Source organism: Bacillus sp. IBL03825, assembly GCF_024712505.1.
Taxonomy (GTDB): Bacteria; Bacillota; Bacilli; order Bacillales; family Bacillaceae_G; genus Bacillus_A; species Bacillus_A wiedmannii.
In genome coordinates this window covers 12,788-33,377 of the sequence record NZ_JAMXKE010000004.1, presented here as the reverse complement: position 1 = coordinate 33,377, position 20,590 = coordinate 12,788, and the positions used below count along the sequence as shown (strand labels likewise).

The following is a 20,590-nucleotide window of genomic DNA, read 5'->3' as shown; positions in this document are numbered from 1 at the left end:
ATAATATGCAATTTTACATATATGAAACCTTTGTGACCATTATTTAGTTAGCCTTTTTATAGCTGCGGGATGAGAAAACTAATAATTGTATTTGGGGAAAGTGCTTCATTGGAACTAACGAAAGAATAATAAATTGTTGAACTATAATTTATTATTTGTAATATAATCTTAATAGATTATTCATTAAGGAGGAGAATCTGTGAAATTTTTAAAGTATATTTTTATATTTCTATTAGCCATACAGCCAGTAACTCTAGTACAAGCTGAACGGGATATAGACCATTATTATACTCTTGTACTAAAGGATAATAGGGATTATAAAAAGGCTAAGGAGATAATTAATAGACATGCTGGTGAAATTACCTACTCGGTTCAAGAAATTGGAGTTTTACAGGTAAAAGCAAAAGAAAAGGATATGAAAAAAATTGGTCATAGCCCTATTATTAAAACGTTTAATAATTCAGTACGAGTAATTGATTCGCAATCAATATTAAATCAAAATAGTAATAATTTAAGCGATAATAAATGGGATTATCAATGGGATATGAAAAAAATTACTAATGGTGGTAAAAGTTATGAAATATTCCCAGGAACAAAGAATGTGACTGTAGGAATTATAGATTCTGGTTTAGATATAGAACATCCAGACTTAAAAAACAATATAGTTTATGGCTCGGAAAATTTGGTTCCTAGAGGAGGGTTAAGGGGAACAGAGTCCCGTGAAGCTGGAGATATTAATAATATTAATGATATATTAGGCCATGGTACAAGCGTTGCAGGGCAAATTGCAGCAAATGGAGTGCTAAAAGGGGTTGCACCAGGGATCGGTATTAAATCTTATAGGGTATTTGGAGGCTTGGGAGGCGAATCAATTTGGATAATGAAAGGGATTGTAGAAGCTGCAAAAGATGATATTGATGTTATAAATTTAAGCTTAGGAACGTATTTATTGGATGGAACATATCTACGTAATGGGGAGAAAATTAGTGGGGATGTTGCGGAAATTGAAGGTTATAAAAGGGCTATTAATTATGCAAAAAGTCAAGGTAGTATAACTGTTGCTGCTAGTGGTAATGATGGTCTAAATATAACTGATAAAAAGCAAATGGATGAATTTTTCAAACTAAAATTAGATTCTACAGAACTAGCATTCGAAGGGGAAGTTTTGGATATCCCGGCGAGTTTACCTAATGTAGTTACTGTCTCTTCTTCAGGTCCATCAAATGAAATTTCGGTTTTTACTAATTATGGAGAAGGATTTACAGATATTACTGCTCCAGGTGGTGATTTAAGGTTATTAAGTGAACGTGGACCAGATACTTGGATTGAGGATAAACTTTTTGAGAAAGAGCATATTATAAGTACTACTGTAGGAGGGGGATATTCTTATAGATTTGGAAGTTCTGTAGCTGCCCCTAAAGTGTCAGCTACATTGGCCTTGATTATAGATAAATATGGTTTTAAAGATAAACCAAATGAATCGATTAAATTCCTTTATGAGAATGGTGTAGATGGACAAGAGGATAATAAAATTTTAAAGCAGGGGAGTTTAAATGTATATAAGGCAGTAACAAAGTAGTTATTATTGAAAATCACCAAATATTATAACTTTTATGGTGATCAAAGATAGACTATGACCTGTTCACATTGTATTTTCGTACTGTACCTTAAATTGGTCTTGTCAACATTTAATGGACATTAGATTTGGTCACAATTATGAATAATTGTGACCAAATCTGGGGAGAGAAAGATAATCTAAAGATGAATGTATTTTTTAATATTGTAGTATAACTCTATATGTTTAAATATTTCCTTTCGAGCTTGTTCGTTTTTTAAAAATTTAGAACTTTGAACGAGCTCTCTTTTTATGGTTTTTTGAAAAGTTTCCATAGATGCTTTGTCATAAGGGTTTGCTTTTCTACTGATACTTGAAACAGCTCTATACTTTTTTAGTATGGATTAAAAATATCAACTTGTTTACTGAGACCTTTATTCTATAAGAATGATCAATCTTATTTTTCGGATGTTCTTTCTTATACGTTTGTAAATAAGTGTATATCACGTGAGGAACTTTCATTTGTGAACCCATGAACCAACTAATCACCTTTCTGGAGTACTTATCTATAAATACGGCAAGATATAAGGTGTTCTTTTGAGTTAGGATATAGATAATATCACCTATCCCTATTTTATTTCTTCGACCCGTGTGAAAAACTTAATCAAAGGGGGATCCTTCAATATAAGGTAATTACTATCGGCCCCTTATGTTCCTCGAATATTTTTCATATTTCCGTACTTAAAACTTTATTTTCTAAAACTCTCTATTGAACTACCCCCACTTTCACTTCGTTTAGAAGTGGGGGATTCCTAAGTAAAGAGTTCTATCGAACTCTAATTTATTAGGCTATCTCCGCAGCCCTTGCGGTTAGAAGCCTTATCGCTTCATTCTTTAGATTGATACTTGCGTTAATATCCCTATCATGATGTGTACGACAAGAAGGGCATTCCCATTTACGTAGGTTTAGATTTTTAACGTCTTTGTTTTGATATCCACAACAAGAACATAATTGGCTGGAAGCAAATGTTTTCGATACGACAATGACTTGTTTGCCGAACCATTTTGCTTTATATTCCAACATGGTTCGAAACTGTGACCATGATACCTCACTAATTGCTTTTGCTAACTTATGATTTTTTAACATATTCGATACTTGCAAATCTTCTATACCGATAACATCGTGGTTTTTGATGATTTCAGTTGAGACTTTGTCCAAGTAATCTTTTCTAGCGTTTGTCATGTATTCATGAATTCTAGCTACCTTTACCCGTTGTTTATTCCAGCGAGAAGATCCTTTCATTCTTCTAGAAAGAACACGCTGTGCTTTCGCCAACTTCTCTTCTAATGATCGAAAAAACTTAGGATTTTTATAGGTTGTTCCATCTGACAAAATGGCGAAATCTTTTAGTCCTACATCAATTCCAGTGTAAGAATGTGTCTTTGGAAATTCTTGCACTTCTGTTTCCACTAACAATGACACAAAGTATCTACCAGAAGGGTTCCGTCTAACCGTAGCGTTTAAAATACGTCCGTTTACTTCACGACTTTTGACAAATCGAACAAGACCTAGTTTTGGCAATTTAATTTTATTTCCTACAACTGCAATATTTTCATTTGTTTGTTTTGTGGTGTAAGATTGTACAATGTTCTTCTTAGATTTGAAACGCGGGGCACTGTTTTGTTTTTTGAAAAAACGTGTATAAGCATCCGTAAGGTTGCGAACAGAAGACTGAATAGCAATACTATCCACTTCTTTTAGCCAAAAAAATTCTTTCTTCATGGCAGGAAGTTTGGCAGAGCATGTACCATATGTCAAACCTTTTCCTGTTTTTTTGTACGCGTTATCCCATAGAGATAGGAAATGATTAAATACAAAACGAGAACAACCAATCGTTTTATTGATTAGAGTTGCTTGTGCTTTATTTGGATATACACGAAATTTATATGCTTTATTGATAATCATAAGTTTCACCTCCATTTCGATATATGTCTATTATACACTGAACATACATTCGGTAGATAGTAAAGTGATCCTGACAATTTGTCAAGTAACACTTTACTACCTGTCGAACAATTAAGATGGCTTCCTTCCATCCCTTGTCCGAAGCCAATTCATCTCCCAGCTGTGGCCCTTCACGTTCCTTGAGGAAGGAGTCTTCTTGGCTAAAATGATAAAAGAAGTATTTATATAAATACATACAAATTATAAATTATGTGTCCAAATAAAACTGTAATTATTGATCGGGTCTTTTTGTAAAGTAGACCATCTATTATTGCTGTTAGCGTTGCAAAAATGACAAATATAAAGTCATAGCTATGGGCCAAACCGAATAAAAAACTAGATACAATTAAACCTATTAAAAAAGTATGCTTGACTTCTAAAAACCTAAGAATAATCCCATGATAAAAAATCTCTTCAAAAACAGGCCCTAATAATATAAATGACAACATAGCAATAGCATATATTAGTGTGGATTGTTCAGATAATGTATCTAATCCTAAAGTTGTTGCTTGTATATTTCCTGAATCGTTTGGGAGGAGATTCGTTGTTTTATCTAAAAGTATAGTACTTATAGTTGCAATTAAAATATATAGATATGTTTTGCCTTGTTTTAGAGGCTCAATGTTAAGTGTATATAATACTAGATTATAAAAAGGCTTGTATGTCAAAATAAAACCGATTGTGAATAAAAGTATAAAAAGATCTAATAAGAAATTTTCTGATATTTTTAGAGTGTTATTATTATATGCCTGTTGAATGAAATTTAATGAAAACACGATTCTTAATGAAATTCCAATAACAATTGGTACAATAATAGAAATTATTAATGAACCTGAAATAAATTGCTTCCACGTAATGAAATTTTGATCTTGTAAATTAGTCAAATCTGTTAAGTCCTTTCTATTTCATGTCTTATTTCCAACGAGTTTCCCGTTAGAAATAAGGTATAAATTTTTAAGATAAATATCATGAAATAAACACTTCAAATGTTTTGTTTTTTTATTTAATAAGAAAATTTTATTATAACTTAAGATATTTGAAAGTGGTATAACTAAATATATACGCTGAACCCCTAATCAATATTGATTAGGGGTTCAGCGTATATATTAAGCTTTACGTCCAGGAGCACCATGTTTATATCTAGCATCAATTTTTCCTGCTCCACCAGCATTTTTACCAGCCCATTTTATTGCTTCAGTTCCATATTCGATAATAGATTCCCAGTCTCTTTTTTTACCTTTACTTTTTGTTTTCTTACCTTTACCACCATCGATACATTGCATTTCTTTTTGAGTTAAATTTTGTAATTTAAGTTCCATAAATAATATTCTCCAATCAATGTTTTGTTATTTTTTTATCTAATATTAGATGTAAAATGTAACCGGTGTATTGTATTATATAGAAATATAAAGTCAGATGTCTAGCGAATTTTAATATTCGTAACATTATATGCAAAAATGCATATTTACTTAATTCAGAAAGAAGGTAATTTTTTGAGAAAAAGGTCATTTCCATTAATTAGACAACATGATCTTAAGGATTGTGGACCGGCTTGTCTGGCCATGATTTCTAAGCATTATGGACTTTCAGTATCTATTTCTAAAATTAGAGAAAGTGCAGGTACAGATTTACAGGGGACAAATGTAGCAGGTTTAGTAGAAGCATCAGAGCGATTAGGTTTTGATGCTAGAGCTGTTAGAGCAACTGATATTAGTGCTATAACTGAAATCTCTTTACCAGTAATCGCACATGTAATTGTAGATGAAGGATTTTTACATTATGTGGTTATTTATAAAATAAAAAAGAATAAGGTATATATTGCAGATCCTGATAAGGGTTTAATTACATATAGTTTGAATGATTTTCAAGATATATGGACAAATGTTCTTGTCTTACTTCAACCGAATAAATATTTCAAAAAAGAAAAGGGCTCTATTAGTATCTTAGCTCAGTTTTTTAGCTTATTAAAATCACAAATGAATCTGTTGGTACCTTTATTTTTCGTTTCGATATTCCTGAATATTTTCGGATTAATTGGGATGTTTTATTTTCAATTCTTAATTGATGATATAGTTCCTCATCAATTATTGAATACATTAAATATCGTTTCATTAGGAATGATTATTTTATATGTTTTTAAAGTTGTATTATCTTACTTTAGGACACATTTAATTTTATATTTCAGTCGGAGAATTGATATACAACTAATGTTGGGATACTACAGACACGTTATTCAATTACCAATGAATTTTTTTGAGACTAGAAAAGTTGGAGAAATCATTTCTCGCTTTTCAGATGCAGGTAAAGTTCATGAAATCTTATCAACTACTGCTGTAACTGTGGTGATCGATATTTTAATGATTGTATTTGGTACCGTTATATTATTTACCAAGAATGAAACACTATTTGTTCTTACACTTTTAATGATCCCTTTTTACATAATAATTGTTTTGATATTCAGTAAATCATATGAAGTTCTTAATCGAAAACAAATGGAAAGCAGCGCCAATTTAAATTCTTATATGATTGAGTCACTAAATGGTATTGGGACAATTAAATCATATAATGCAGAAAAGGAAGTTTTCTTTCAGGTAGAAAATCGTTTTATAAAAGTATTAAACTATGTATTTCGTTTAGGGAAGGTTAATAATTTACAAACTAGCATCCAATTACTATTAGAGCTAATTGGTGGTGTTCTAATCCTTTGGATAGGTGCTACTCAAGTTTTACAAGGGAAAATGACTATTGGCGAATTAATTACATATAATGCTTTATTGGTGTATTTTTTAGATCCAGTTGAAAACTTAATTGAACTACAACCGAAAATGCAATCTGCAATTGTTGCTGCAGAACGATTAAATGAAATATTCGAATTGGATATTGAGAAAAGTGAAAATGAGCATCGAAAAGTTATTCCTAAACAATTATCTGGAAAAATTGAATGCCGTGATGTAACGTTTCGTTATGGCACAAGAAGTAATGTTTTAAATAATATTAATTTTTCTATTGAATCCGGAAGTCAAGTCGCCTTTGTAGGAGAAAGTGGTTCAGGAAAAACAACAATTTCAAAATTATTGATGTGTTATTATGATTTCCAGCAAGGGGATATTTATTATGATGATTATCATATAAGAGAGATTAATCGAACTATTTTAAGAGAGCGTATAGCATATGTATCCCAAGAATCATTTTTCTTCAGTGGTTCTATTTATGATAACCTACGATTTGGATTAGAGAACCAGGTTCCGTTAGCAGAAATAATTGAAGCTACTAAACAGGCATATATACATGAATTTATTAGTGAATTACCATTAAGATATGATTCAATGTTAGAGGAAAATGCTTCAAATTTATCTGGTGGGCAAAAACAAAGACTTGCAATTGCAAGAGCATTATTAAAAAAGCCAGATATTTTAATTTTGGACGAGGCAACAAGTAACTTAGACTCTACAACAGAAAAACACATTACAGATATGTTGAAAAAATTAGGGACCGAAGGAACAACGGTGATTATGATTGCACATAGATTAAGTACAATTCAACATGCAAATAAGATTTTTGTTATGGAAAAAGGAACTATTATAGAACAAGGTTCCCATGAGAAGTTACTATTTGAAAAAGGGGAATACTATCGCTTGTGGAAGAATCAAACTGTTCATGTGGAACATATAGAATCACAATCCTATGCAATACGGGGGAATCAAGATGAGTAAGATATATTCTTTTGATCAGCTAACAGATAGTACAGAGCTATTAGACAAAAAACCACCACGTTTTATTACTTGGTTACTATTTTTTATTTCCGCTGTTATTGTCACTTTTATGATTTGGGCATATACAGGTAAAATAGATATTGTTAGTAAAGGAACAGCGATTGTACAGGCTAAGTCTGAAGTAAGTGTAATTCGAACGCAGATGACGGGTGTTGTGGAAGCAGTTATGGTTCGTCCAGGTGATGAAGTAAGAAAAGGGGACGTATTAGTTCAACTGAGAAATGAAGAATTAGCTCATAAACAAAAACAGTTAGACCAAATTATTAAACAATTAGAAGGACAAAAAAGAATGCTAGAAGAATTTAAAAAAAGCATTCAGTTTAAGAAGGAAGCATTTTCTGATGGAGTAGATGTAAAAATAAGAGAAGAATATAAAGGGTATGAACAAGGTTATCAATCTTTACAAAAAGAAAAAGAGAATGAAGTGCAGATATTAGATAGTAGTAAAATTGCTAATGAACAAGATGATATTTTACAAGGTCTAATTACAGAAAAAGAAAATCTTCAAAGAGAGATTACGTCTTTAAATAGGCGAAGAGGTAAAGAATATATATCTGAGGAACAGAAAGAAATAGTAAATGATAAAGTACAACTACTTGAAGCCCAAAAGAATAGCTTAGAAAAGAGAAGTGAGAAAAGAATAAAAGTATTAGAAAATGAAAGAAAGAAAATTGAATCAATTAAGGAAGGAGAACAAGAAGAAATGAAATATGCGCTAAATCAATATAAAGAGAATGCGATAATATCGGTTAATCAGCGGATTCAATCTTTAGAGCAAAGTATTTTTGAAAAAAAACAAGAATTTGATGAATCGAATAATGAAGGGAAAACTGCTAGTGTAAAAGCATTAAAGGATGGCATTATACAATTCCCAAAGACAGTACAATCGGGTGATTTAATCGAATCTGGACAAGAAATAATTTCTATTGTCTCAAAGGATAATGAAAAGAAAATAAAGATGCTATTGTCAGCGCAAGAAGTGAAAGGGGTTAAAAAGGGAGATAAGGTACAATATTCTTTTCAATTAAAGAAAACAGATAAGCAAGTAGGGAAAGTCACTTATATATCGGCAAATCCTGCATTTGACAAAGAGTCCAATTCGTATATGTATGAATTAGAAGCAACAATTCATACAGTCAATCAAGGTGATTTACACGCGGGGATGGTAGGAGGTGCTTCTGTAATAACAGGAAAGCAAGAAATTTGGAAATTTGCACTAAGAAAGTTAGATTTTATTTCTAATCAGTAAAGATAAGGAGGATTCTTTGTATCATGTGAACGAGAAGCCCCCCTCCTATAAATGGAGTGAAGGTGGGGATAGTTCAATTGAAGAATTCTCTTTTTATCATTTCCTGACAGAAGACTCTTTCTTCAAATACGTAAGGGTGTAAAGTAGCAATTATATGAGGAAGGTGAATGTCGGAGGTGTAAGCCCACATTTAGTACAACTTATCGAGTTTAAGTCGAATATGTAAGCCCTGCTTATACAAGCCAAACATGTCCAGAATTTTCTACAAATAATACGACACAGGTTAGAAAATACAAGTAACCATATAGGTTCAAGAAACACCGTGATATCGTTGAAATGATAAATATTAGCTACGTAACTTGTGATTGACGGTAAGGGAGGTGCTGTATTAGGAGGGGAAATGAGTTACGTTAACCTTGAAGATTATTCAAAACAGAAATGGACTGCGAACACTTAATTTTTCAGAAATCCGTCGTTAATCCAAAAGGGTTAGGGATGGCGAGTTTAGTCTTAGGATTCACATTTATATCAAGTTATATTTGGTAATGAAGATGTATTTATTTTTCGACGAGCATAAAAAATCTTTATAATTATATATACATATAGTAGGTAATAATGTACATTAAGTGTGAGGTCTATAAGATTACTAAAAACATAATAGGAGGAATGAAATCAAGTAAGGAATAAATATTTTAAATCCTTAAATATTAATAAAGATTTTTGCGGGAAATAAATATATTCGTATATTTGAGGGAAGTCAGTAATTATAAATAGTATGAAAACTTATGAATCCATGAACACATTACAAATAAAAGAAAAACTACTTAGATAAAATCCCTACCAAAATCATTAAAATCCATGATGTAATCGGCATAGAGAATCTATAAGTTAGCAATATGTTGAAAAATGTTAAACTTGAAAAAATAATCAGTCTAGTTTTCTAGTTATAATTCAGATTCAAGATGGGATATAAAGCAGAATAATATGTGGGATTTATAATGGGAAAAAGACCTATAGCTGTAGTCAATTATGCAAGAATCAAGGTCACCTAAATAAGGAGGAGAGAATATGAAAAATCAAATTGAGGAACAAAATTTGATAACAAATCAAGAGGAAAAACAAATACAGAACCAAATAATCAGTCAAATAATGCCCATTATTGAGAAGTTATTAACACAGTTAAGTCAAAACCCTTTGCCTAATAAAGATAATAAACCTGGTAATGATAATAAATTTATGGAGATTGATGATATTGTTGATAACCTAGTGAACGCAGGGATTATTACTGCAAGTAATTTCAACGTTAACGTTGAACTGTTTCGTGGAAGCCCAATTACTGTTTCCATTACAAATCCAAGTGATGCAAGAGCGGATGTTAAGAAAGAAGTAAAAACAGGGATATCCATAAAAGAAGGTGTTTACACTGAGAAAAATACAGTAGAAGAGGTACAATAAGTGCATCTTTTTATCATATTCTGGCAGAAATAACGAATCAAAAATGAGCAAACTAAATAAACCTCGATCAGATCTCAAAATAATGCAGCTTTTTTGTTTTCCAAATCCATTATACTCACAGACAACACCCATAATATCAAAGAATGTTTTCTTCTCATATCGATTAGATTTTCTCCCGTTTTACAGTAGTGAATTAGAATATTTGATAGCTTTTGAGTGTCTTTCTGTATAGCTTGGAAAAGAAGAAGAAAGTAATCTTTAATCATATATATGGCCTTATATTCACTCAGTTTTCGTTTCTTTTTCATAAGAAGGAATTGCCGCATTTGAAACATAGTAGAAGGACAATCAGTTGCCCATGCAAATGGTATTCCAATCATTCTCGTTTTATCTTTTTACAATGATGAATATGAAGGAACTGTCCACTTAATAAATCATACTCAAGCTGAATCTTTACTCCCGCTGTATGGCTGCACCCTCCGGCACCTTGATAAACGAATGAAAAGGAATCTGGAGGTTGAAATGCAGTTGAATCTAAAATATGAATAAGCTTGAAAACAGAAGTATATGGAGAAGAAATCGGCATAGGTGTGGTCATTTTTTGGTTTAGTAGTTCAGCTAATAGGTGTTGTAAAAATTGGACAGCTGCTGGATGCTTCTGCTGATGCTTCTAAACAGCTAGATAATTAAGTTAAAAAAGTCGTAGCAATATTTTGACTCCTACATACACATAAAGCGACTAAATCTTTTGCTTTTTATTTACTGGTTCGTTGCACGAAACCACATCGCTATCAAGCTAAGCTTATACAAAGTCAATTTTAGGCGAGATTGTTTCATTTTTTTGAATTAAGCCGCTTGATTATCAGACATGGTACAATTGTAAACGACACCTAATATATCAAAGACTGTTTTCTTCTCATATCGATGAGATTTTCTCCCGTTTTGCTGTAGGAGGTTGAACAGGCGAATTAGAATCTTTGATAGCTCTTGGGTGTCTTTCTGTATAGCTTGGAAAAGAAGAAGAAAGTAATCTTTAATCATATATATGGCCTTATATTCACTCAGTTCTCGTTTCTTTTTCATAAGAAGTAATTGCCGCATTTGAAACATGGTAGAAGAACAGAGTAGAATGGCAATCAGTTTTCCATACAAATGGCATTCCAATCGTTCTCGTTTTATCTTTTTACAATGATGAATATGAAAGAATGATTTCCACGTTTTAAATAAAATCTCGATTTGCCAACGTAAAGAATACCAATCATGCACCTGCCCCATCGGGACAATATCTGTAGGGGTATTTGTCATATATACATTGATACCGCTAAGTCGTTTACTACGAGCAGAATACTTCATTCCTTTCTTTTTTTCTCTTACAGTTTGATCTTGTAATCGTTTTTGTTTTTGTTCTTTTGTTAGTCGATGAATAATCACACGAGTTGGGACTTTATCCGTCATTCCTACATACGCGTTGGATATTTCATATGTTTGTCCTGGTTGAAGAGAGTTCATTAAAACCTCCATATCTATTTGGATATACTCTGTACCTTTCTTGATTCTGCCATCTTGAAAATAATCAGGATTAGGATTTTTTTGATAAATACGTGTATTCGATTTGATACGTGAGATATAATAAGCCTTTTTATCTTGTATATGTTGAAGATCTTTCAAATGGAAATAACCTAAATCTCGGATACATAAATCATTCGCTGTTACAGTTGGGGCACACAGGGAACCGTAGGTTCGATCATGTTGTTTACCTGGACCTGTATGAATATGAAGGAACTGTCCACTTAATAAATCATACTCAAGCTGAATCTTTACTCCCGCTGTATGGCTGCATCCTCCTGCACCTGGATAAACAAACGAAAAAAGATCTGGAAGTTGAAATGCAGTTGAATCTAAAATACGAATACGCTTGAAAACAGAAGTATATGGAGAAGAAATCGGTATAGATGAGGTTAATTTTTGGTTTAGTAGTTCGGATAGTGTGTGTTGTAAAAATTGGACGGCTGCTTTATTAAATCGTTGATTCAGTCCCTCGGGACTGATGAGCACTTCTGTCGATGCTTCTAAACAGCTAGATAACTGAGTTAAAGACGTCGTAGCGACATTTTGATTCATCCATACACATAAAGCGACTAAATCTTTTGCTTGGTACTTACTGGTTCGTTGAACAAAACCAACATCTCTAGCAAAATCTCGTAAGATATTTGGGGATAAGAAGCTTTGAATTTCTTGAGCAAATAGTTGTAATTCATCAGATACAGAAATAGACATATAAAAACGCCATCCTTTCCTATGATTCTACAGAAAGCATAGCGTATTTTTTCATTTTAGGAGGTATTTTGTTTTGTTAGCTTGATAGTGATGTGCACGAAACCAACAATTCTAGCAAGAACCCATAAGGTATTTGGAGATAAAAATTTTTGAATCTCTTGAGCAAATAGTTGTAATAGACATAAAAAAACGCCATCCTTTCCTAGGATTCTACAGAAAGAATAGCGTATATTTGTATTTTAGGGGGTATTTTGTTTTATTAGGTTGATAGCGATGGGGTAGCCCCCGCATCCTAATAAAATAAATTATCCAAAAACAGAATTTTTTTTATAATTTAACACAAAATTTCATTTTTGAGTACTAAAAAATTTAAGTTGATAGGTATATATAGTAATACCATGTAGGTCAAAAGCTTGATAACGAAGTGATGACAGGGTAACATTGATAAACTTAATTAATAATATCTCTATAAGTAAGGGATATTTATAAAATGTGAAATAGTCCACTTTAATTAAGATTGAGGGACTATTTCACATATCTTTAAATATAACTTTAAGGGCATGGCAACGATTCCTTCTTTTTTGGGTCACTCAGAAAACAATAGGCAGCACTCAAAGATCTGTTTGAATTTGTAATCAGTGTAGCAATGTAACCTAATCACGCAACAAGGATTAGTCCACATTCAGCACCGTATTAAATGAAAGTGTAAAAGGTATTAAAATAATATACTGTTTACTTTATAATAGGAGTTACCTAACCAAAATGAAAAAACACATAACAAGAAAGATCTGTTATTTGTTTTTACTTTCAAAATATATCGGAATTTGTAAAGTTAAAATTAGTAGGTGTAATATTCATTTTATTTTTTAATGAAAGAATTCTCCTTCTTCAAGCGTGTGAAGGGCGATAGCCGAACGTTAAGTGGGAGATGAATTTCGGTTTGGCATAGCCAAACACTTTTGATAAACTAGCTATATGAAGTTCTTTGATAACTTGATATATGAGGTTGCAGGAAGAAAAGAGAGTGCGAAAACCAAGCCATTCGATTCCTGCGTAAAATATCAACCGTACCAAGAGAGCATCCAAGCGTTGGACATCTAGGGGGTGGAACACCCCGAAGTAACGCTCAGGGAGACGAAAGGTTACTTTCGTCGTGGAACTGAGAAGCTCCCACTTTAAGCTTTGCTAAGTGGCGAGTAGTTCACCTGTATATTTTAATTGTCTGATATTTATTTTAATTCATTTACTTATAATATGTTTTGAGCGCTCCAGCAATGGAGCCTTTTTTTATGCAATAAAACAATCTCTTTACGTTATTTATTTAATCTATATTAGCTTTACCTTCTTAAATAATACCTACACTTTACCAAAATATTGTATAGACAACCATTTTTTTTATGAGAATATAGTGGATTGATTATCCTGTATGTCAATGGATATGCTAAATTGCATATCTAAAAAAGTATAATTTGTTAACGTTTTCAAAATGAGGAATATTCTTATGGATTTCTGTTAATATCAAAGTTGTACTTATATAAAAAGAAGGGGATGTTTATATGTTAAAAAAAGTTGCATTAGGGATATCTTCGTTAACAATGGCAGCAGTAGTAGGTTTAGGAATGGCACCTGAGGCATCAGCAGGACCAGCAGCACCGTTAACTTCTTTAAATGTGGTTAAAGTGGAATCGCAATTAGGTGGGGTAGAAACTATTAATCCTAATAGTTTTAGTACAACTAGAGATCATGGTGGAAGTTATTTATATGTTTATACAAGAGAAATTGGTTATGGTCAATTTCCTTTTGCAAAAATGGACGGATTTGATGTGAAAAGTGTTGGTTCACAAATAATTGGTGGTAACCCTATAGTTGGTTGGGAGTATAAATGGGATGTATCAAAGTTTAAAGAGGGAACTTTCGAGTATCAAAAAACTTCAATAAACTATCCTAGAAATACATTACGAACTTCTATATACATTAAATAATCACTTAATCCATAGTAAAATAATCCCCACGCATTGTGTGGGGATTATTTTTGGTAGATAACAAGCTAGGTTTCCAATCTGACTTGAAAAATATAAATTGTTTCTTTATTGTATCATGAGCTAGTAACGGAGTCTGTGTAGTAATGGAACGAAGTCACGCAATAAGCATTAGCGGACATTAAGGAGCGTGCTTTAAGGAGAATTTTAATGTTTTTTCAAAAATATGTTTTTGTTATTTATGAAATAATATATTTACTTTCGTTTTTTATGAAATCCCTAGAAAGTATTTGGAAAAGGTTCTAACAAAGATGTTAGAACCTTTTCGTGTTTTCATAACAAAAGAGTCTTTTAAATTTTTTATCCAAACAGATTTATGTAAATCAGTATGAGAAATCCAATTCCCTGATTCATGAGAGCCGACAAATTCATTATAAATGGGATGCCAAACAATGATATATGTTTCATTTTTATATTGTATTTCATCAAATTGTCGCAACGATTTTCCTAATTTATCGGATTGACCGATAGGTATCGCTCCTTTTTCTAAAATCTCTTTAAACTGTTTCAAAGGCATCACACTCCTGAATATAAGTTTATGTATATATTTTCTAAAGGAGGTGTTTTTTCCTCTTTTATAACCGATTAAGAAAGAGTATTTTAATACAAAAAAATCCCCCCTAAATAAAAGAATGGTTGAAGTTATAGTATAAGATATTCATAAAATGAAAGATGTCTGGATTCTTCGCCAAATAATTGTTATATACAAAAAATATATTGATTTGAAAAGTCAAGTAAAGAAAGAAATTCAATCTGCATTCCAATGAATTTCTTTTTTTACTATATTTTATATTTAAACATAGAAGAACCTCTAAATTTTTATTAGGGGTAAGGATTTAAAGAAAAGTGTAGCTTAGTATCATTTTACATCACTATGATAGACATAAAATTGATAATTAACATTCTTATTATTAAGATTATTTAGGGGGATAATAAAAAGTACATTCTAAAATTAAAATGTACCCTATAGAATAGGCACTCGAAAAAAGTCTATTCTATAGGGTAGTTCTTGTATAATAAGAGGAAAATTTGGATCGGGGAATGTTCAGAATGACAAAAAAGCTATTTACAGAAAGAGAAATTGAAATTTTATCGAGTAACCCATACGTAAAATCTGTAAGTCAGAAAGGTATTACTTATACCGAGGAACTTAAGCATATTTTTAATGAGGAAAATGAAAAAGGAAAGCTCCTCAAAATATTTTTGAAGAATGTGGATTTGATATAGATATGATTGGAATGAAAAGAGTTATGTCATCAGGAAGTAGATGGCGTGCTGCTTATAGAAAAAATGGTGTATTTGGTTTACGAGATACACGCATTGAAAACGCTGGGAAAACTCTTGAGAGAGAGCTCACGCTAGAAGAGAAGTATGCCCGTTTAGAAGCCGAACGAAACCTACTAAAGGCGGAAAATGAATTGTTAAAAAAATCAAACTTATGGAAGGGAGGAGGAGAAGGAAATAACGTTATCACCTAGTCAGAAATTCATCTTGATTCGTTCTGTCATCATAAAATACAACGTAAGGAATATGGTCAGTCATTTTTGTAAAGTAGCTGGTGTATCCCGTTCGGGATACTATAATTACTTTTCAATTTCATCTCAAGAACAACGGAAACAAAAGAGCGATTGAGATGAAATCGTAAAAGAAACCATATTAAAAGCACTTCGATTTAGAAAGGGACGTATTTTAAATGCTACAGTTAGACGGAACCCTTCTGGCAGATACTTTGTGTCATTGTTAGTTGAAACAGAAGTACAAAAACTTCCAAAAGCACAATCTTACATTGGAATGGATGTAGGACTAAAAGATTTCGTTATTTTGTCAGATGGAACAATCTATAAAAATCCGAAGTTTTTTCGATTGTTAGAAGAAAAGTTAGCGAAAGCGCAGCGTGTGCTTTCTAGAAGAATGAAAGGTTCTTCTCGCTGGAATAAACAACGAGTACAGGTAGCTAGAATTCATGAATACATGACTATCGCTAGAAAAGATTACTTGGACAAAGTCTCAACTGAAATCATCAAAAACCACGATGTTATCGGTATAGAAGATTTGCAAGTATCGAATATGTTAAAGAATCATAAGTTAGCAAAAGCAATTAGTGAGGTATCATGGTCACAGTTTCGAGCCATGTTGGAATACAAAGCAGAATACTTTGTGGGGGCAAAAATGCCCAACTATGCGAGAATCATGTTCACCTAAATAAGGATATTAAATGTTGTGTAGTTCAAATAGGATAAGGAGGAGAGAATATGAAAAATCTAACACAGGAACAAAATTCGATAACAAATCAATAGGTAAATCAAGTACAGAACCAAATTATCAATCAAATAATGCCCATTATTGAGAAGTTATTAACACAGTTAAATCAAAATTCTATGCTTAATAAAGATAATAAGCCTGGTAATGATAATAAATTTATGGAGATTGATGATATTGTTGATAACCTAGTGAACGCAGGAATTATCATTGCAAGTAATTTCAACGTTAACGTTGAACTGTTCCGTGGAAGTCCAATTACTGTTTCTATTACAAATCCAAGTGATGTAAAATCGGATATTAAGAAAGAAGTAAAAACTGGAGTCTCCATAAAAGAAGCTATTTACACTGACGAAAATACAGCAGAAAAAGTAGAAAAGGGACACTAAGTGCCTCTTTTTATATTGACAGAATCGTTTTCATTGAAATGAGAAACTAAACAGATTTTGTAAAATAAAAATTACGCAAAAAAGAATGAAAATACAAATTAATGGAATCAGTAATGTAAAAGAAGTTTATATTGAACCACAATAATCGTCTATAAGTGTTTATTTGAATGTAGGTCAAAACCTGCTAGCGATGTAATGACAGAATAACATTGATAAAATACATTAATGCAAACATTATGAACTTTTTGATAGGACCTTTATAAGCAATGAATATCTATTATATGTGAAATAGTCCGCTTCCATTAATAGTGAGGGACTATTTCACACATCTTTCTCTATAACTTAACTCTAGCTAAGTTATAGAAACTACATTAGTTACAAATTATAAGTGTGTAAATCAATTTTGGTATTGATTTTTATTTTGAAAGTGTATTGCATTTATCTCAGTTGTTTTCTTTCATGTCCTCAAGCGTTGTTTCAGCATACCAATCACTATCACATTCAAAGATTGCTTCACCTTCAAATGCTAATGCAGAAACATATTCATTTGTTTTTGGATCGTCGTATCCACTACTCCAAACTTTATAAGAATTCGCATACATGTTTCGGTTTTGGTCATCTATTAATGCGAAAAGGTCATCTAATTGTACTGTTTCTGTTCTCCATTTATTAGGGTATTTGTATTTGATTTGTACGGACCCAGTAAAGAAGCTCATTGTTTTTACAGAATAACTGGCCCTAGAAGCATATACTTTAGATGTTAGCATAGCGTTTGTGTTAGGTGCAAGGGTCGCTTTTGCATTTACCTGATAAGTGCCTGTTGCAGTCTGAGATTGCATATTTGCCTCCGCAGCAGAGTTTGTATATGTGTAGGATGCTTCTGTCGACCATTCAGTCTTCAATGGCTCAGCACCTATGGTTTGCTTATACGTAAATTTCAGTCCACCGGCATGGGTGTTCGTAATTGTTTTTGTAAGTGAAGTTTGATTCGCTAAAGCATGTGTAAATTGGTGAGTTATGTCAAGAGAGTTTTTAGAACTAGTATTAGTACCTTTATGTGTCATAAAACTTTTAACTTCAGGTCGACCTTTACTGATAAGAGTAGGTGTTTTAACATACCCAAATTTTTCTTCTAAATTATTTATTTTGATACTTTCTATGGGAACATTTTTTCCATAATTGTGTGCTACATAGGCTTTTGCTGCTTGATTAATAAGTTGTCCTAAATCAACATTTTGAACTTTGTTGTATTGTACACCGCTGGTTTGTAGTGACTGTACAGGTTGATTTTCATTAGTTGCAGCTAGACTAGATGTAACTGGTGTTAATAGAGTTAATGTAGCAAAGGGAATTATAAGTAGTTTCTTTTTCATTTCTTTTCCTCCTTCATTATCTTGCAAAATTAATTCTATTCCTCTTCAAATTATTTGACAACTAACCTTTTAAATACCATGTTTACAAACTTTAAAGCTATATTAATATTACTATTTGTGTAAAAGACAGTATGTAAATGTATTCATTTCGCTTGTTAAACCTAGTTTTCTTGTGGAGGTATCACAATTTGTATTGACTGTTTGATGGAAAGTTCACAAACATTTCAATAAGTTCAAGTATAGTAAAAAGAATATATCCGGATTTCAGGTTTAATTAATATACATCTTTATGTTTATCATTTTCCGTCAGAAGACTCCTTCCTCAAAAATGTGAAGGTTTGAAACATCAATTTTAGGTGGGAGATGAATGTCGGTAGGCCGTAAGCCTACTTTTTTTGTATACTATTGGGGTTCACCATACATACCTATCAACTTAAGAACGGGAATATAATGAACTTGCATTCAAATAATATAAAAACTCTTAAAACACTTTTTCGCCTTAAAAATGAGCATACCAAATAAACCTAAATAGGTATTATTTTTAAAGATTATGCAGTTTTCTTTTGTTTTCTAAATCCATTATATTCATAGATAACACCCATAATATCAAATACTGTTTTCTGCTCATACCTATGAGATTTCCGTCCGCTTTTCTGTAGTATGTAGATTAGAATCTTTGTTATTTCGTGGATGTTTTTCTGTATAGCTTGATACAGAAGATATAAATAATCTTGGATCATCCCTATTGCTTTATATTCGCTTAATTCTATTTTCTTCTTTTGTAAAAGCAGTTGACGCATTTTAAATATAGTAGAGGAGCACAGGAAAATAGCGATTAGCTTTCCATATAGTTGGCACTCTAATTGTTCCTGTTTTACATTACGATAATGGTCTATTTTAAAGAGTAATTTCCATGTTTTAAAGATAATCTCTATTTGTCAACGCAAAGTATATAACTCATGTACCTGTTCCATCGGAACCCATTCCCAAGATGTGTTCGTCACATACACATTTAATCCCGCACCATTTTACTTTTCTCTGAGTACGTTCTATTTTTTGATTTTTCTTTTTCAACAATCTTAGTTCGTCGTTTTTGAAGTTGTTTTTCTGTTAATCGATAGATAACCACTCGTGTGAATAGTTTTTGTCCCTTTCCAATATATACTTCTTTTATTTCATATATTTGTGCTGGTTTTAACTTGTTCATAATGTACTCTAAATCAATTTGGATATACTGTGATTGCTTTTTTACTGTCCCATTTCGAAAGTATTCCGGAAACGGTTTTTTTCATATACACCGTATGGTTTAATTTCAGTCTTGATATATAGTACACACCACGTTGATCCATTGGATCTAAGTCTTCCAATGAAAAATAACCTAAATCACGAATTCATAAATCTCCTGGTCGTAAGGTAACTAAGCACTCCGTATGAAATGTTTTGTCATTATTTTTTTCCTGGTCCTACCTGGAAGTTTAGAAACTGTCCGCTGTGTAAGTCATATTCTAATTGAATCTTTATACCCGCTGTTTGTGCACAACCACCTGATCCAGGATATACATGAGCTAAATGTTTTGGTACTTGGAAAATCGTCGCATCTAAAATACGAATTCGTTGAAAATACGTGGGCGCCGCGCTTGAAATGGTCGATGTTTCACAAAGTTTGTTTTTCCATAAAGCAGAAAAAATATAGTTCAAAAATTCAACAGCTTTCCTATCAAAGCGCTTATGAGTCCTTCTGGATTCATAAGCGTGCCAGTTGCTGCGTGTAATTGGCTAGAGGGAATCGTTCGCTGTACGTTGAATTACCCAGATACAAATGGTAGTTAATTTATTTCCTGAAAATTTTCGTTTTCTTTTTACAAAACCTAATTCTTTTGCGAGTTCTTCTAAAAGAGAAGGGGTTAAATGACGGCACAGTTCTTTAGAAAATAGTTGTAATTCATCTTGAATCGCAAGATTCATAAAAAATGCCATCCTTTCTGTATATTTCTACAAAAAGAATAGCGATTTTTTTGCTATATGGATACAAATTTATTTAACTTGATGGTGATGGAAGGTGACCCCTATTAAAAAAACACTAACATACTTTATAAAATATAAGCATTTGAGAATCAAATTTAAAATTTGAATTACGCCCTTTTCTCTTAAGAGTATTTACTATATTAATAAGGAAAAATAGTCCGAAGGTAAAGAATAAAAAAGGATGTAACCAT

13 protein-coding genes and 4 pseudogenes are annotated in these 20,590 nt (G+C 32.0%); 8 read left to right on the top strand and 9 right to left on the bottom strand.

What is annotated here, in order from left to right:
• Positions 1-199 precede the first annotated feature (199 nt).
• On the top strand, positions 200-1,579 hold the full coding sequence (locus tag NHG49_RS31135) for a S8 family peptidase (RefSeq protein ID WP_258127229.1): 1,380 nt from the start codon (positions 200-202) through the stop codon (positions 1,577-1,579).
• Between the two features lie 360 nt (positions 1,580-1,939).
• Here NHG49_RS31135 and NHG49_RS31850 read toward each other — a convergent pair whose 3' ends face one another.
• The 4 genes from NHG49_RS31850 to NHG49_RS31120 form a co-directional block, all read right to left on the bottom strand.
• Complete coding sequence (locus tag NHG49_RS31850) at positions 1,940-2,182, bottom strand: DDE-type integrase/transposase/recombinase (RefSeq protein ID WP_374987946.1); 243 nt, start codon at positions 2,180-2,182, stop codon at positions 1,940-1,942.
• Positions 2,183-2,399: 217 nt separating this feature from the next.
• Complete coding sequence (gene tnpB, locus NHG49_RS31130) at positions 2,400-3,521, bottom strand: IS200/IS605 family element RNA-guided endonuclease TnpB (RefSeq protein WP_258127228.1); 1,122 nt, start codon at positions 3,519-3,521, stop codon at positions 2,400-2,402.
• Positions 3,522-3,742: 221 nt separating this feature from the next.
• A complete protein-coding gene (locus tag NHG49_RS31125) occupies positions 3,743-4,444 on the bottom strand; it encodes a CPBP family intramembrane glutamic endopeptidase (protein WP_258127227.1) in 702 nt (233 codons plus the stop codon).
• Positions 4,445-4,666: 222 nt separating this feature from the next.
• Positions 4,667-4,879 carry a hypothetical protein gene (locus tag NHG49_RS31120; protein WP_258127226.1) on the bottom strand — a complete coding sequence of 71 codons (213 nt, stop codon included), beginning with the start codon at positions 4,877-4,879 and terminating at the stop codon, positions 4,667-4,669.
• A 174-nt stretch (positions 4,880-5,053) separates the two neighbouring features.
• Here NHG49_RS31120 and NHG49_RS31115 point away from each other — a divergent pair, with 174 nt between their 5' ends.
• The 4 genes and pseudogenes from NHG49_RS31115 (at position 5,054) to NHG49_RS31105 (ending at position 10,037) form a co-directional block, all read left to right on the top strand.
• Positions 5,054-7,273, top strand: coding sequence for a peptidase domain-containing ABC transporter (locus NHG49_RS31115; protein WP_258127225.1), 2,220 nt, complete (start codon positions 5,054-5,056; stop codon positions 7,271-7,273).
• The gene (locus NHG49_RS31110) at positions 7,266-8,582 is read left to right on the top strand and encodes an HlyD family secretion protein (protein WP_258127224.1); all 1,317 of its coding nucleotides are present in this window, start codon (positions 7,266-7,268) and stop codon (positions 8,580-8,582) included. The genes NHG49_RS31115 and NHG49_RS31110 overlap by 8 nt, the downstream gene beginning before the upstream one ends.
• A 789-nt stretch (positions 8,583-9,371) precedes the next feature.
• Positions 9,372-9,466, top strand: a pseudogene (locus NHG49_RS31845) (RNA-guided endonuclease TnpB family protein); the annotation flags it as partial.
• Positions 9,467-9,650: 184 nt separating this feature from the next.
• Positions 9,651-10,037, top strand: a complete 387-nt coding sequence (locus NHG49_RS31105; protein WP_258127223.1) for a hypothetical protein — start codon at positions 9,651-9,653, stop codon at positions 10,035-10,037.
• A 120-nt stretch (positions 10,038-10,157) separates the two neighbouring features.
• Here NHG49_RS31105 and NHG49_RS31100 read toward each other — a convergent pair.
• Positions 10,158-10,819, bottom strand: a pseudogene (locus NHG49_RS31100) (transposase); the annotation flags it as partial.
• Positions 10,820-10,883: 64 nt separating this feature from the next.
• Positions 10,884-12,314: an IS4 family transposase gene (locus NHG49_RS31095; RefSeq protein WP_258127222.1), complete on the bottom strand. Its 1,431-nt coding sequence runs from the start codon at positions 12,312-12,314 to the stop codon at positions 10,884-10,886.
• 1,556 nt (positions 12,315-13,870) lie between these two features.
• Here NHG49_RS31095 and NHG49_RS31090 point away from each other — a divergent pair.
• Positions 13,871-14,296: a DUF4879 domain-containing protein gene (locus NHG49_RS31090; protein ID WP_258127221.1), complete on the top strand. Its 426-nt coding sequence runs from the start codon at positions 13,871-13,873 to the stop codon at positions 14,294-14,296.
• A 265-nt stretch (positions 14,297-14,561) separates the two neighbouring features.
• Here NHG49_RS31090 and NHG49_RS31085 read toward each other — a convergent pair whose 3' ends face one another.
• Positions 14,562-14,870, bottom strand: a complete 309-nt coding sequence (locus tag NHG49_RS31085; RefSeq protein WP_258127220.1) for a hypothetical protein — start codon at positions 14,868-14,870, stop codon at positions 14,562-14,564.
• Positions 14,871-15,394: 524 nt separating this feature from the next.
• On the opposite strand from NHG49_RS31085, the pseudogene NHG49_RS31840 reads away from it, so the two are divergent.
• A pseudogene (locus tag NHG49_RS31840) lies at positions 15,395-16,510 on the top strand (RNA-guided endonuclease TnpB family protein); the annotation flags it as partial.
• 176 nt (positions 16,511-16,686) lie between these two features.
• On the top strand, positions 16,687-17,001 hold the full coding sequence (locus NHG49_RS31070) for a hypothetical protein (protein ID WP_258127219.1): 315 nt from the start codon (positions 16,687-16,689) through the stop codon (positions 16,999-17,001).
• Between the two features lie 443 nt (positions 17,002-17,444).
• Here NHG49_RS31070 and NHG49_RS31065 read toward each other — a convergent pair whose 3' ends face one another.
• Both NHG49_RS31065 and NHG49_RS31060 read right to left on the bottom strand, forming a co-directional pair.
• On the bottom strand, positions 17,445-18,374 hold the full coding sequence (locus NHG49_RS31065; RefSeq protein WP_258127218.1) for a hypothetical protein: 930 nt from the start codon (positions 18,372-18,374) through the stop codon (positions 17,445-17,447).
• Positions 18,375-18,922: 548 nt separating this feature from the next.
• A pseudogene (locus NHG49_RS31060) lies at positions 18,923-20,339 on the bottom strand (IS4 family transposase).
• Between the last annotated feature and the right edge of the window lie 251 nt (positions 20,340-20,590).